Here is a 14,665-nt window from a genome sequence, read left to right as displayed (position 1 = left end):
TGCAGTTCTGTCCCGGTGTGACCACTTTTTTCTGCTGGCCTTTTACCGTCCAGTCAGCCCCAATTTTGGGGTTAAGGTCGATATCAACTTCGTCTTCATAAAACACCGGATGGTCAACACTGCATTTGTCCAGCGCCTCACTTATCTGAGCGAGCTTTTCTTCCTTGTCAGGGTCTCGAATATTGAGGGTAGGTGCCGCCCTACGCCAGACGATCCCGATTTTCGGTAACCAACGCCTGACCGTAGAAGCCGCCACTGTACTTTGGAATACATCATTGAGCTGCATCGTTAAAAGCTCTGTACTCCAGCGGCTTCGCTGATAACCGAAATCCTGCGGGGAAAACTGAACCAGAATAGTCAGCATCGCACACATTTCGCTAACGGGAAGCGTTGGCGGTCTGCCAACAGGCAAAGCGTGCAGGGCATCCATACCACCTTGAGTAAACCAGTCAATCCACCTACCCACTGAGGAGCGGGCTGCACTGATAATACGGCAGACATCGACAATCGTTTTGCCTTCGTGGAGTTGCATGAGAGCAATAAGTCTGCGGGCATAATCCTTGTCCTTGGTAGTCTGTATCGCTTTTTTCATCCTACGACGTTCGCCACGAGGTATCGGTGCTATGATGGCCATCACTCAGTCCTTTTGTCGGTATGTTTCGGTTTGGCGATTGATCAGATCGCACAAAGCGGACTGAGTTTCTCTTATCTTTGAGATCTACTATTAGGAACAGCTATTTAGTCCCTAAACTACTAGTGGGTACCATGTTAGCGATGATTGGTTATTCGCAGTATCTTGCTATGACAGCGCCATCAGAAGCCTATTTTCTTATTCAAAGTCGCGCGTTTGAAATGCTAATAGGGGCTTTTTTGGCTATTTTAATTTATGAAAACAATAGGTTGGGGCGTGTTTGTCAACCTTGCTTATACAAGATAATAGGTGTTGCAGGGTGTACATTAGTTGCTGCTTCGCTGATTGTTCTGAATAAGGAGAGGCTGTTTCCCGGCGTCAATGCAGCTGTTGTGTGCCTTGGGGCAGCAATGATTATTTTTTCTGGAGAGAACCAAACAACACCCGTTGCTAGACTATTGTCCTCTCATGTACTTGTTTGGCTTGGTAAACTGTCTTACTCAATGTATCTATGGCATTGGCCTATACAAGCATTTTACCGCTACTATCAACCTGATTTTGGATGGAAAGGTTTTGTCATATGCTCTTCTTTGACATTGGTTTTGTCCTACATCAGCATGAAGTGCGTCGAAAATCCAGCGCGATATCTGCGTGTTAACAAAAGAACGGTATTTTTAGGTTATTTCCTGATACCTGTTTTGGCTATTGTTTTTGTGGCGAAAAACATCGAGAAAAAAGAAGGTTACCCAGAACGCTTTGGCGAGGAAGCTAGGTCGATTTACTATGATTCTGTATCTAACATTGAGTCTGAAAATGACTTTCGTACTCAACTCGATCAGAACCAGCCATTCCGTCCAATGTTACTTGGATCCCAAACCGTTACAAAGCCAAAAGCTTTCCTTTGGGGAGACTCGCATGCCCAGCACTTTCAGCCGTTTGTAGATGAGCTCGGTAAGAAATACCATTTTGGTGCTTTATATGGTGGTCAGGGAGGATGCCCTCCGATTGCAGAAGGGGGCAGAGCCCGATATGGGGAGCTTGAAGAGCATTGCTACAAAAGTAATGAACAGCTATTGGATGAAATTTTGTCTTCTGATGCTGAGGTGGTGTTTCTCGGTGGGCGCTGGTCAACCTATGCTGAAACAACTTTGGCCGAAAATGAAGATGGCCGAAATATCTATTTAGGTGACATTAAAGACCGCTCAGAGAGTATTGAAAACAATCGCAGGGTTTTCAGCGAAGGTATGGACAAAACCATCGCTTTGCTAGTGGCGAATGGCAAAACTCCCGTAGTATTTGAACAGGCACCTTCGTTCCCATTTAAACCTAGCAACTGTCTTGTAAAGAAAGCCAATTTTAGCTGGGCAGCTAGAGAAAAATGCGACATCGAAGCCGGGGTTTTTTATGAGCGTTATCAATATGCTAGAAGTTTGCTGCATAAGCTGAAGGACAAGTATCCTTCAATGGTAATCATAGATATTCCAAGCTTATCTTGTAATGACGGTATCTGTTCAAGTGAGCTAAATGGACGTGCACTATACAGCGACAACAATCACCTTAGCGCAGCTGGTGCTCGAGCGTTTTATGAAGCTTATTCGAAAACGAAAGAGTCGGAAGTGTTAAAGAAACTGTTTACTGGGTGAAAAAAGAAAAGAGTCTGAAGAATTCAGGCTCTTTTGCTTTGAGTACTACAGGATCGTATATTGCTTTGATAACTGGTGTGCCAGGTACTTAAACATATTAAATACGGCAGTGGTTTTAGGGGTAGGCAGTCCGTTGTCGTCTAAAAAATACTCCCCTTTGAAGACCATGACACCGGCTTTTTCTTCGACAGAGTCAGTGTTCATGCCTTCGATGTAAGCATCATGCTCACGGATCATTTCGTTTGCGATTTTCAGTAAATCGTCAGCGCTGATAGGTGTTTTCTCAGCCATTCTCTTCTCGATTCGGGTAGTGAAATGAAGGGGCATTATAGCGTCGGGAAAGGAAAAAACAGTAGGTTTGAACAAAGCCTCATTATTTTGCGGCTTCCGCTACTTATTGTGAGCCAAGCCAGAAAAATTCGATGTGAAATGGTAAAGATGCTTCGGTCAATGGTAATGATTAGCGCGCCTGTCTGCTTTAGTCTGCACTTTCAGTCATGCTTTCTTAGCAATGACGAATAGAGGGTAAAAGTGCGGCGCTAAAGGGCTAGCGGTCTAAGATATCCTCGACTAATAAAAGTGAGACGGCAACATTTCCCTGATAGTGCAGACTTGTTGTTAACAAATGAACAACAACTGGGGAAGCAGCGACCAATCAGGGGAAATTAGATAGAAACTGGTTGATATTCGGATCGAGTCGCTCAATATTAAAAAAAGCGTCAGCATGGCACTGGAGTTGGAAAGCTCATCGATTGCCTGCGATCTGAATGAATTTTATGAATGAGAAACGCGAGGGCGTATTGGGTCACTATGGGTAAATCTCTCGTTATCGTGGAGTCCCCGGCAAAGGCAAAAACGATCAATAAATATCTGGGCAAAGACTTCATCGTTAAATCGAGCGTAGGTCATGTCCGAGATCTGCCTACCGGTGCCGCGCAAGGCGGCAAGAAAGCAACGCCAGTTTCAACCAAAGGGTTGAGTGCGGAAGAGAAAGAGCGCATCAAAAAAGAGAAAGATAAAAACGCGCTGATCAACAAAATGGGTGTTGACCCATACCGCAACTGGAAAGCGAATTATCAAATCCTGCCGGGCAAAGAAAAAGTCGTGCAGGAACTGAAAACGTTGGCAGAAAAAGCTGACCACGTTTATCTCGCAACGGATTTGGACCGCGAGGGAGAGGCGATTGCCTGGCACTTGCGGGAAATCATTGGCGGTGACGAAAGCCGCTTCAAGCGCGTTGTGTTTAACGAAATCACCAAAAACGCAATCCAGCAGGCGTTCGAAGCGCCCGGCGAGCTGAACATGGATGGCGTGAATGCTCAGCAGGCACGTCGCTTCCTCGACCGTGTTGTGGGCTTTATGGTATCTCCGCTGCTTTGGAAAAAAGTCGCACGTGGTTTGTCTGCGGGCCGTGTTCAGTCAGTCGCTGTGAAGCTGCTGGTTGAGCGTGAGCACGAAATCAAAGCCTTTATTCCAATGGAATACTGGGACATTCACACTGACACCACCACGGCGAGCCAAAATGCGTTGCGTCTGGTTGTCGCTCAGCAAAATCGTGAAGCGTTTAAACCGCTGAACGAAGAGCAGGCAATGGCAGCAACGGCTGCGCTGCAGAAAGCGACTTACAAAGTGGTTGACCGTGAAGACCGTCCAACCTCAAGTAAGCCGTCTGCACCATTTATTACCTCGACGCTGCAACAAGCGGCGAGTACCCGCATGGGCTTCGGTGTTAAGAAGACCATGATGCTGGCTCAGCGTCTGTACGAAGCAGGTTACATCACCTACATGCGTACTGACTCGACCAACCTGAGTAAAGAAGCGGTTGAAGCTGCGCGCAGTTTCATTGGCTCAGAGTATGGTGACAACTATCTGCCATCATCAGCAAATGTGTACGGCTCAAAAGGTAATGCACAGGAAGCGCACGAAGCGATCCGTCCTTCAAGCGTGGATGTGAAAGCTGATGATCTTCAGGGCATGGACCCAGACGCACATCGTCTTTATGACCTGATTTGGCGTCAGTTTGTGTCTTGTCAGATGGTGCCAGCGAAGTACGACTCCAGCACCATTACTGTGGAAGCAGGCGAATTTACCCTGAAAGCAAAAGGCCGTACCTTGCGCTTTGATGGTTGGACACGTGTTCAACGTCCAATGGGTAAAAACGAAGACACCACGCTGCCGCATGTTGATGTGGGCGAGATTCTGTCTTTGGAAAAAGTGGATCCGAAGCAACACTTCACCAAGCCACCTGCGCGCTACACAGAAGCTGCGTTGGTTAAAGAACTTGAGAAGCGTGGCATTGGCCGTCCATCGACTTATGCAGCGATCATTTCTACGATTCAGGATCGTGGTTATGTGCGTGTAGAGCAGCGTCGTTTCTACGCAGAGAAGATGGGTGAGATTGTGACAGACCGTCTGGATGACAGCTTTGCTGATCTGATGGACTACGATTTCACTGCGCGTATGGAAGAGCATCTCGACCAAATCGCGATGGGTTCAGAAGATTGGAAAAACGTTCTGAACAACTTCTTCAAAGACTTCACTGGCGATCTTGAAAAAGCAGAGCTGGAAGAAGGTGAAGGTGGCATGAAGCCTAACAGCATCGTGATGACCGACATCGACTGTCCAACCTGTGGCCGTAAGATGGGTATCCGTACTGCATCGACTGGCGTATTCCTGGGTTGTTCTGGTTATGCACTGCCGCCGAAAGAGCGTTGTAAAACCACCATCAACCTGATGGATGAAGAAGGCATCGTTAACGTTCTTGAAGAAGACGTTGAAACCGCAGCACTGCGTGCGAAGAAACGTTGTCCGAAGTGTGAAACGGCGATGGATGCTTACCTCATCGACCAAGACCGCAAGCTGCACGTTTGTGGTAACAACCCAAGCTGTGATGGCTATGTGGTTGAGAAAGGTGAGTTCAAGCTGAAAGGTTACGACGGCCCAGTGGTCGAGTGTGACAAGTGTGGTTCCGACATGGTGCTGAAAAATGGCCGTTTCGGTAAGTACATGGATTGCACCAGTGAAACCTGTAAGAACACCCGTAAGATCCTGAAGAACGGCGAAGTCGCGCCACCGAAGGAGGATCCAGTTCACTTCCCTGAACTGCCTTGTGAGAATTCAGACGCGTACTTTGTGCTTCGTGACGGTGCATCAGGTCTGTTCCTGGCGGCAAGTAACTTCCCGAAATCGCGCGAAACCCGTGCACCATTGGTTGAAGAACTGGCACGTTTCAAAGAACGCCTGCCTGAGAAGTTCAAATATCTGGCAGATGCACCATCGGAAGATCCAGATGGTCGCAAAGCAGTGGTTCGCTTTAGCCGTAAGAGCAAAGAGAACTACGTGCGTACCGAAGATGACGGCAAGCCTTCTGGCTGGACGGGTCTGTTTATCGACGGTAAGTGGGAAATCACTGACAAACGCAAGAAGAAGTAATGTCTTCACGCCAAATTGAAAAAGCACCTACGGGTGCTTTTTTTGTGTGTCCATTCCGAGCCTTAAGGCAATCTCTATCTTTTCTATGGCCTATGCTATCTAGCAATACTTTGACAAGGAGAAAGTCATGGCATTAACCCCATTTCATGTCGCCATTCCAGTGCGACACTTGGAAGAATCCCGACGTTTCTATGCGGATATCCTCAATTGTGGAGAAGGGCGCAGTAGCGATGAGTGGGTTGATTTCAATCTCTATGGTCACCAACTGGTGATTCATCATGATCCAAACATTGGCGAAAACAACACACTCAAGCTTCATCACAATGCTGTTGATGCCAAGTCAGTGCCTGTTCCGCACATTGGTGTTGTGCTGGAAATGGAAGACTGGCAACAACTGGCAGATAGATTGAAATCCAAAGGCGTTGAATTTGTGATTGAGCCCTACATCCGTTTTGTTGGCCAGCCTGGTGAGCAGGCCACGATGTTTTTCCTTGATCCAACCGGTAACGCGTTTGAATTCAAAGCCTTCAAAGATATTGAAGGCCAGCTGTTTGCCAAGTAAACCCGACTACTTGCCGCATGCGCTTTCAACCTGACGCTCATACGGCGAGACTGAAATTGGCTTTGCGTTCCCAGTAAATTGTTCCAGTTCCGCCACGCAGGAGCCGCAGCCGGTTCCTGCACCAGTTATCTCACCCAACGATTTCACAGAACAAACGCCACTGTTATCGATGGCATTCTCAATGTCTGCTTTGGTGACCTTTTTACAGGTGCAGATGGTTCGTGATTTGGCTTTCAGCGTGCCGGCAAGAAAACCATGCATGATTTCAGGCTCTGCTTCCGCTGAAATTAACTGGGAAATATCGGGTTGAGACCCGGCTAGCGACGATGGATATATGGCTGCGGCAAGTTCGAATTCTCCTGACTTAAGAGAGACTACCCGTAGTGCCTCGCCACTGGATGCAGTGACCAGAGTAGGCTGTTCATCATCCATCAATGCAGCCAACAAATCTTCCAACTCCAATGTTTTTGCGGTTAGCTTGAGTGAATACAAGACACCGCTATCACATTGTTGTGATACCCAAAAGGTAGCAGGAATAGCATTGAGCTTGGTTTTATCCAATGGATACTTAGAAACGATCAGCGCATCAAGATAGGTTTTAACCGATTTCACCTCAACAGGCGTCGCCTTGAACTCAGGCTGGCCAGAGAATGGATCCGTGTTGGAAGGAATGACGGTACACACCTTGCCATCTGAACAGTTGGTATGTGTCCAATGAATAGGGGCATAGCATTGCCCGACGGAAACCTTGCTAGTGACATTGGCAATGAACATCTGTTCTCCAATGGCACTCACGACTTTTGCCAAATTTCCTTCCTTGATGCCCCGATCGGCTGCATCAAAGGGATGGATCTCAAGCTGAGGCACGCTGTCGTTCTCTGAAAGCGACGGAGAGAGTCCGGAGCGGGTCATGGTATGCCATTGGTCTCTAATTCGACCAGAATTCAATATAAGCCCGTAGCGCTCGCTTAAAGGCAGTGCGGGTGGCTTGGAATCAACGGCAACAAATCTTCCTTTGCCATTCGGCGTTGCATAGTTTCCGTCGCTGAATAGACGTTCTGGGCAAACACCGTCTTTTGCTGGCCATTGCCTAGGTGCAAAAGATTGATAACTTTCTGGTGTCATACCTGAAAGGCTTTCCAGCGTCAGGGCACGTGAGGTTGATGCGCCGACTTCATTTCCTAATCGGGTCTGTTCTACGTACTCGTTGAAGATGTCCAGCTCCGAGCGGTAGCTGAACTGCTGTTCGAATCCCATTTTCTTTGCGACTTCGCTGACTATCCACCAGTCGGGCTTGCCCATACCAGGGGTAGGCAACAAACGACGCTGGCGCGAAATCCGGCGTTCGGAGTTGGTGACAGTACCTGATTTCTCGCTCCAACCTTGTGCAGGAAGGCGAACGTGGGCGTACTTCAAGGTGTCATTGCTTTCAACACAATCAGAGACGACAACATAGGAACAACTGGCGAGAATCGCATTAATCCGGTTACTTTCCGGGAGGCTGACTGCTGGGTTGGTTGCCATCACCCAAAGAGCCTTAATTTTTCCTGTCTCAATCGCTTCGAACATGTCCATGGCTTTGAGGCCGGGCTTAGTCGCAAGGTTAGAGGTATCCCAAAATTCACTGAGTAGTTCTGATTGTTCTGGATGACCAAATTCCATATGTGCTGCCAGCGTATTGGCCAGACCGCCAACCTCACGGCCTCCCATGGCGTTAGGTTGTCCAGTGATGGAAAACGGCGTGGAACCCGGCTGACCAACCCGACCTGTTGCTATATGGCAGTTGAGAATGCTGTTTACCTTGTCTGTACCGCTGGTGGATTGATTGACCCCCTGCGAATACACGGTCACTGTCTTCGGTGTTGAGCGGAACCACTGGTAGAAGATTTCAATATCGGCAGTTTTGAGGCCAGTAGCCAAAGACACAGACGTGATGTTTGAGAAACGCTTGGCGAGCTCTAGTGCTTCATTAAAGCCTTCGGTATGTTGATCGACATATCGCTGGTTAATCTGATTCCGCTTGGCCATATAGGCGAGTAAGCCGTTGAACAACGCAATGTCAGAGCCCGGGAATAAGGGAAGGTGAAGGTCGGCAATTTCGCAACTTGCTGTTTCCCGTGGGTCGATGACCACGACCTTAGTGCCATGACGTGCTTTTGCGGCTTTAAGGCGTTGATACAAAACCGGGTGACACCATGCGAGGTTTGAGCCCGTGAGAATCACAAGGTTAGCAAGTTCCAGATCTTCATAGTTGCCAGGTACTACATCTTCGCCGAATGCGCGTTTGTGTCCGACGACAGAGGAAGCCATACACAGTCTGGAATTGGTATCGATATTGGCGCTGCCGATAAAGCCTTTCATCAGCTTGTTGACGACATAGTAATCTTCGGTCAGCAACTGTCCTGACACGTAAAAAGCGACCGAGTCTTGTCCGTACTTGGCGATGGTATCGCTGAAGGTGGAAGCGACATGGGAGAGCGCGTCATCCCATGAGCAATCTTCGCCGTGAACGGAGGGGGAGAGCATACGCCCTTGAGTAGTGACGGTTTCCCCTAGCTTTAAGCCCTTTGAACAAAGCTTTCCTAAATTTGCCGGATGTTCTTCGTCGCCACGAACTTCCAGTTTTCCATTCGCTTGTACTTTGGCCTCAATGCCACAGCCTACTCCGCAATATGCACACGTCGACTTTATCCAACTGGAATCATTATTTTTAGTCATTTTATTCCCCTGAGATTCTCTTATCTCTATTGGGGGGAATAAAGCAACTCTCACGCCAACTACTCATTGTTAAATATGATTTTGTGTATTTGAGTTTTTATTTAATGAAAACCAATGAATAAGTATGAGGAAAGTTTCAAATATTATCTTTCACTGAAATGGTGCCAAATAAATTCTGTCAATAAATTGCGCAATAACAGTGCATCCCAGAAGTTATCTTGCACTATTTCGAAGCGATTTCTCTATTTCTGATTTGTTTATTACTCCGGCTCTTGTTCGCCAATCGATAAAAATATCACCATTAAAAACAGTGTTTTATGTCGGGTTTTTAAGTCTTTATCTGCCGAATGGCATTCAAATTGCTCTAGCGAGATAAATAACACGCGACATGAGGGGCACGGATGTCCACCGTTAAAATTACATCTTTCAAACGAGGGCACGTCTCATTGGTGGGGGCGGGACCGGGTGATCCGGACTTGCTGACTATCAAGGCACTTCGCTGCATCGAAAACAGTGATGTGGTGGTTTACGACAGACTGGTGAGCAAAGAAATCATTGGACTGATCCCAGAGGGCGTCGAGCTGGTGTATGTGGGTAAAGCAAAAGGAAAGCACAGCGTTCCTCAGAGTGAAACCAACCAGCTATTGATCGAACTCGCCAGCCGCGGCAAGAGAATTTGTCGTTTAAAAGGTGGTGATTCCTTTGTGTTTGGTCGCGGTGGTGAAGAGATGTTAGAGCTGCACCGCGAGGGTATATCTGTAGAAGTTGTTCCGGGTATTACCGCAGCGTCTGGATGCACCAGCTACGCAGGTATCCCCCTGACTCATCGGGGCCTTTCCCAAGGAGCAACTTTCGTCACGGCTCATGCGGAAAAAGAGCTCTCCATCAACTGGCAGGCGCTGGCCTCGCTGAATCACACGCTGGTGTTTTACATGGGCTTGTCGAAGGTAGGGCAAATTACTCAGGCACTGAGCCAGCATGGCCTTTCTACCAGCACGCCAGTCGCCATTATTGAGAATGGCTGCACGCCGCAGCAGCGGGTTTTTACCGCCGATTTGCATTCAATTGAAGCCACCATTCAAGGAGACGGCGTCAAGTCCCCTGCGCTTGTTGTGGTGGGTGAGGTCGTCACACTGGCTGATGAGCTCAATTGGTTTATCTCTCAGGCTGAAACACAGCTAGAGAAGCTTTCTGCATAGGGAATAACAATGGAAAAGAAACGCATCGTTGTCATCGGGAATGGCATGGTTGGGCACCGATTTATTGAGGAGTTGTGCGACAAAAATGCTGAAGGCACCTTTGAAATTACGACCTTCTCGGAAGAGCCAAGACTGGCTTATGACAGGGTTCAGCTCAGTGGCTATTTCAGTGGGAAATCCGCTGATGATTTGATGTTAACCAGTGATGAAGCCTACGACGAAAAAGGTGTTCACTACTTCCTGAATGAAAAGGTCACCGCTATTCGCGCTGAAAATCACTGCGTTGTGACAGACAAAGGCAGAGAAGTTTTTTACGACAAGTTAGTGGTCGCTACTGGCTCTTATCCTTTTGTTCCACCTATTGAAGGTAACGATCAGCCACATTGTCATGTTTATCGCACCATAGAAGATTTGGAAGCGATTGAAGCCTCTGGCAAGCATAGCGAGTCAGGCGTTGTTATCGGTGGCGGCTTGCTTGGGCTTGAAGCTGCAAATGCCCTGAAATGTATGGGCGTTGACACCCATGTAGTGGAATTTGCGCCAAGATTGATGGCCGTTCAGCTGGATGAGGGCGGTGGTGAACTACTCAAAGAGAAAATCGAATCTCTGGGCGTTAAAGTCCACACCGAAAAAGCCACCAAATGCATTAAGGCAGGCAGCACTTCACGCTACAAACTAATGTTTGCGGACGGCGCCGAGCTTGAAATTGACATGATTGTTTTCTCTGCAGGGATTCGTCCGCAGGATGAGCTTGCGAGGGAGTTTGGCCTTGAGATTGGTGAGCGTGGCGGGATTGTGATTAACGATCAGTGTCAGACCAATGAAGAGGATGTTTACGCCATTGGCGAATGTGCACTGTGGCAGGGCAAAATCTTTGGTTTGGTGGCACCTGGCTATCAAATGGCCAAGGTGGCCGTCGCCAACATTTGCGGTGAAGAAGCCGCTTTTAAAGGCGCTGATATGAGCACCAAGCTCAAGTTACTGGGTGTTGATGTGGCAAGTATTGGTGATGCTCAGGGCATCACACCTGGCGCGCAATCATACACTTACGCCGACAGCGTGGAGCAAATCTACAAGCGCATTATCGTTTCTGAAGACGGTACTAAGCTGCTGGGTGCTGTGCTGATCGGGGATACCGAAAGTTACCCAACTCTGCTGCAAACCATGTTGAACGACATGCCATTGCCAGAATACCCCTCAGTGTTGCTTCTGTCTGACGATGCGGCTTCCTCAGACTCTGGCGCGGCTGGTGTTGCAAACCTTCCTGATGAAGCACAAATATGTTCTTGTTATGACGTCACTAAAGCAGACATCAAAGCAGCCGTTGTCGCGGGTTGCACCAACATGGCAGATCTTAAGGCGGAAACCAAAGCATCAAGCGGATGTGGCGGTTGTTCAGCACTTGCCAAGCAGGTGATGGACGCAGAGCTGGCAGCACTAGGCCACGAGGTAAACAACAACCTTTGTGAGCACTTCCATTACACCCGCCAGGAACTGGCTGACATTGTTCGTATCAAGAAAATCAAAACGTTCGACGAACTGTTAGACAGTCATGGTGAAGGACTGGGCTGTGACGTCTGCAAGCCTGCTGTCGGTTCGATTCTGGCGTCTTTCTGGAATGACTATGTGTTGAAAGAAGAGCACATGGGATTGCAGGACACCAACGACATCTACCTTGGCAACATGCAAAAAGACGGGACGTATTCCGTCGTGCCGCGCGTGGCTGGTGGTGAGATCACGCCGGATAAACTGATTGTGCTTGGTCAGGTGGCTAAGCAGTTTGACCTTTACACCAAAGTGACCGGTGGTCAGCGTATCGACCTTTTCGGTGCGCAACTTCATGAACTGCCTGAAATCTGGCGAATTCTGGTCGATGCAGGTTTCGAAACCGGCCATGCCTACGGGAAATCTGTCCGTACCGTGAAATCCTGCGTTGGTTCTACCTGGTGTCGTTACGGCGTGGATGACAGCGTTGGCTTCGCGATTGATATCGAGAACCGCTACAAAGGCCTGAGATCGCCGCACAAGCTGAAGTTCGCCGTATCAGGGTGTACCCGCGAGTGTGCGGAAGCGCAATCAAAAGACATCGGTATTATCGCGACAGAAAACGGCTGGAACCTCTATGTGTGCGGCAATGGTGGTATGCGCCCGCGTCACGCTGATTTATTCGCATCAGATCTGGATAGCGAAACCCTGATTAAATACATCGACCGCGTGTTGATGTTCTACATCCGAACCGCAGACCGCTTGCAACGCACGTCAGTTTGGCTAGAAAACCTCGAAGGAGGATTGGACTACCTGCGTCAAGTGGTGATCGAAGACAAGCTCAACATTGGTGAAGAGCTGGAAGCAGAAATGGCGGCAAGCCTGGGTAACTATCAATGTGAGTGGAAAACCACGATTGAATCGCCTGAGAAACTCAAGCGTTTTAAACACTTCGTTAATAGCGAAGCGCAGGATGAGAGTTTGAAATATCAAACTGTTCGTGGTCAGCGTATTCCTGCTGAACTTGCATCGCAAAGTATCGATATCGTCACGCTGGAAAGTTAAGGAGAAAGCAATGAGCCAGTGGCAAACCATTTGTGAAAAGTCTGACTTGGTCAAAAACACCGGCGTGTGCGCGTTGTTGGAAGACAAGCAGGTGGCGGTATTCCTTTGTGGCCGAACAGATTCGCTATATGCCGTTGATAATTATGACCCAATCGGAAAAGCCAATGTGCTTTCTCGCGGAATGATCGGCTCGATAGGTGACAAAACAGTGATCGCCTCACCGCTCTATAAACAGCATTTTTGCTTGGATAGCGGTATTTGTCTGGAAGACGAAAACGTATCGATCACCACCTACCCGGTCCGTTGTCATGAAGGTGCTGTGCAACTGAGTCTGGTTTAAATATTTATTCCCCTGATTACCCAATCAGGGGAAGTTAAAAATTTTCAAATTAAGTTTGTTGTGATTAAAACATCGCGGCACAGGGATTGTTTGTTTGAAGAGGAAGTCAATAATGTCATCGAGTGACAAGTTCAATATATTTTCCTTTACCGGAAAAATGAAAATTCTCCATTTAAGTTGGTTCGCATTCTTTATTACCTTTGTGGTGTGGTTTAACTTTGCGCCATTGCTGCAATCGGTAAAAGAATCGCTCGGCTTAACCACCGCAGAAATTAAAACTCTGCTTATTCTCAACGTCGCTTTTACCATTCCAGCGCGTGTTTTAATCGGCATGCTCACGGATAAATATGGCCCGCGGCTAATCTACTCCTTACTGCTCGCTATCTGTTCTATCCCTTGTTTTGTTTTCGCACTTTCAGATAGCTTCGTTCAGGCTGCCATTGCCCGTTTTGCCCTGGGTCTCATCGGTGCAGGCTTTGTTATCGGTATCCGTCTGGTATCTGAGTGGTTCCCACACAATGAACTGGGCACTGCAGAAGGCATCTATGGTGGTTGGGGTAACTTCGGCTCAGCCGCCGCTGCATTCACCCTGCCAACCGTGGCTGTGATGTTCGGTGGTGAAGATGGCTGGCGTTACGCTATGGGTATCACTGGCTTGATGAGCCTGGCTTTCTCTTTCGTGTTTTATCGCAACGTGACGGATACGCCAAAAGGTGCAACCTACTACAAACCAAAGAATGGCGGCGCCATGGAAGTCACCTCAAAAGGCGACTTCTACCTGCTGCTATTCATGAAAACCCCAATGTACGGCGCACTGGCACTGCTGGCTTGGAAACTTTCGCCAAGCGGTATCGGCATGTTCTCTGATGCAGCCGTGTACGGCATCTACGCGGTACTTGCAGGCATCTACCTGTTTGATGCTTCCCAAGTGTGGAAAGTGAACAAGCACGTCTTTAAAGAAGAGGTGCCAGAAATTCACCGCTACCAATTTAAGCAAGTTGCTGTGCTGAATGTGCTGTACTTTGCGACCTTTGGTTCTGAGCTTGCTGTGGTTTCAATGCTGCCACTGTTCTTCTCTGAAACTTTTGAACTGACCCCTGTCGTGGCGGGTATGGTGGCATCTGCTTATGCCTTCATGAATCTGATGTCACGTCCTGGTGGCGGCTGGTTGTCTGATAAATTCGGTCGTAAACCAACGCTACTTATCCTCACTGCGGGCCTGGCATTGGGTTACTTCGTGATGGGTCAAGTCGACAGCGCGTGGCCAGTTTGGCTGGCGGTTGTAGCGGCAATGGGTTGTTCGTTCTTCGTACAATCCGGTGAAGGCGCGGTATTTGCGGCTGTGCCACTGATCAAGCGTCGCATGACAGGCCAAATCGCAGGTATGACAGGTGCTTATGGTAACGTGGGTGCAGTGACTTATCTGACGATTTTGTCGCTGGTTGATTACAGCACTTTCTTCTACATCATTGCAGGCACCGCAGTTGTGGGCTTTGTGACGCTACTCTTTATGGAGGAGCCGTCAGGCCAGATTGTTGAAGTGAATGATGATGGTTCAATCACCATGATTGATGTGGCGAAAGCATAAAT

Annotated in this window: 10 protein-coding genes; 7 read left to right on the top strand and 3 right to left on the bottom strand. The window is 48.3% G+C overall.

Going from position 1 to position 14,665, the window contains the following annotated elements; all coding sequences use genetic code 11:
- Positions 1-634: IS630 family transposase (locus GMA8713_RS10940; RefSeq protein WP_157515568.1), on the bottom strand; the 634-nt coding region annotated here is incomplete at its 3' end.
- Between the two features lie 77 nt (positions 635-711).
- Between GMA8713_RS10940 and GMA8713_RS10935 the strand changes: the two genes are divergently transcribed.
- Positions 712-2,274, top strand: a complete 1,563-nt coding sequence (locus GMA8713_RS10935) for an acyltransferase family protein (RefSeq protein ID WP_339385754.1) — start codon at positions 712-714, stop codon at positions 2,272-2,274.
- A 45-nt stretch (positions 2,275-2,319) separates the two neighbouring features.
- On the opposite strand, the gene GMA8713_RS10930 is transcribed toward GMA8713_RS10935, so the two are convergent.
- Positions 2,320-2,565, bottom strand: coding sequence for a YciN family protein (locus GMA8713_RS10930; protein WP_062709237.1), 246 nt, complete (start codon positions 2,563-2,565; stop codon positions 2,320-2,322).
- Positions 2,566-3,084: 519 nt separating this feature from the next.
- Here GMA8713_RS10930 and topA point away from each other — a divergent pair.
- Both topA and GMA8713_RS10920 read left to right on the top strand, forming a co-directional pair.
- Positions 3,085-5,706 (top strand): type I DNA topoisomerase, encoded by a 2,622-nt coding sequence (gene topA / locus GMA8713_RS10925; protein ID WP_062662311.1) that lies wholly within the window; start codon positions 3,085-3,087, stop codon positions 5,704-5,706.
- A 127-nt stretch (positions 5,707-5,833) separates the two neighbouring features.
- Entirely contained in the window at positions 5,834-6,268 is a 435-nt protein-coding gene (locus GMA8713_RS10920; RefSeq protein ID WP_062709234.1) for a VOC family protein, read from the top strand.
- A 6-nt stretch (positions 6,269-6,274) separates the two neighbouring features.
- Here GMA8713_RS10920 and GMA8713_RS10915 read toward each other — a convergent pair whose 3' ends face one another.
- Entirely contained in the window at positions 6,275-8,986 is a 2,712-nt protein-coding gene (locus GMA8713_RS10915; RefSeq protein ID WP_062709231.1) for a nitrate reductase, read from the bottom strand.
- A 401-nt stretch (positions 8,987-9,387) separates the two neighbouring features.
- Between GMA8713_RS10915 and cobA the strand changes: the two genes are divergently transcribed.
- The 4 genes from cobA (at position 9,388) to GMA8713_RS10895 (ending at position 14,663) form a co-directional block, all read left to right on the top strand.
- A complete protein-coding gene (gene cobA / locus GMA8713_RS10910) occupies positions 9,388-10,185 on the top strand; it encodes a uroporphyrinogen-III C-methyltransferase (protein WP_084387706.1) in 798 nt (265 codons plus the stop codon).
- Between the two features lie 9 nt (positions 10,186-10,194).
- The gene (gene nirB / locus GMA8713_RS10905) at positions 10,195-12,735 is read left to right on the top strand and encodes a nitrite reductase large subunit NirB (protein ID WP_062709228.1); all 2,541 of its coding nucleotides are present in this window, start codon (positions 10,195-10,197) and stop codon (positions 12,733-12,735) included.
- Between the two features lie 10 nt (positions 12,736-12,745).
- Positions 12,746-13,075: a nitrite reductase small subunit NirD gene (nirD, locus tag GMA8713_RS10900; RefSeq protein WP_002540180.1), complete on the top strand. Its 330-nt coding sequence runs from the start codon at positions 12,746-12,748 to the stop codon at positions 13,073-13,075.
- 112 nt (positions 13,076-13,187) lie between these two features.
- Positions 13,188-14,663 (top strand): NarK family nitrate/nitrite MFS transporter, encoded by a 1,476-nt coding sequence (locus GMA8713_RS10895; RefSeq protein ID WP_062709226.1) that lies wholly within the window; start codon positions 13,188-13,190, stop codon positions 14,661-14,663.
- Positions 14,664-14,665: the final 2 nt, after the last annotated feature.

Origin of the sequence: Grimontia marina, assembly GCF_900060185.1 — a bacterium.
GTDB classification, from domain to species: Bacteria; Pseudomonadota; Gammaproteobacteria; order Enterobacterales; family Vibrionaceae; genus Enterovibrio; species Enterovibrio marinus.
This window is presented reverse-complemented; position numbering and strand designations above follow the sequence as displayed.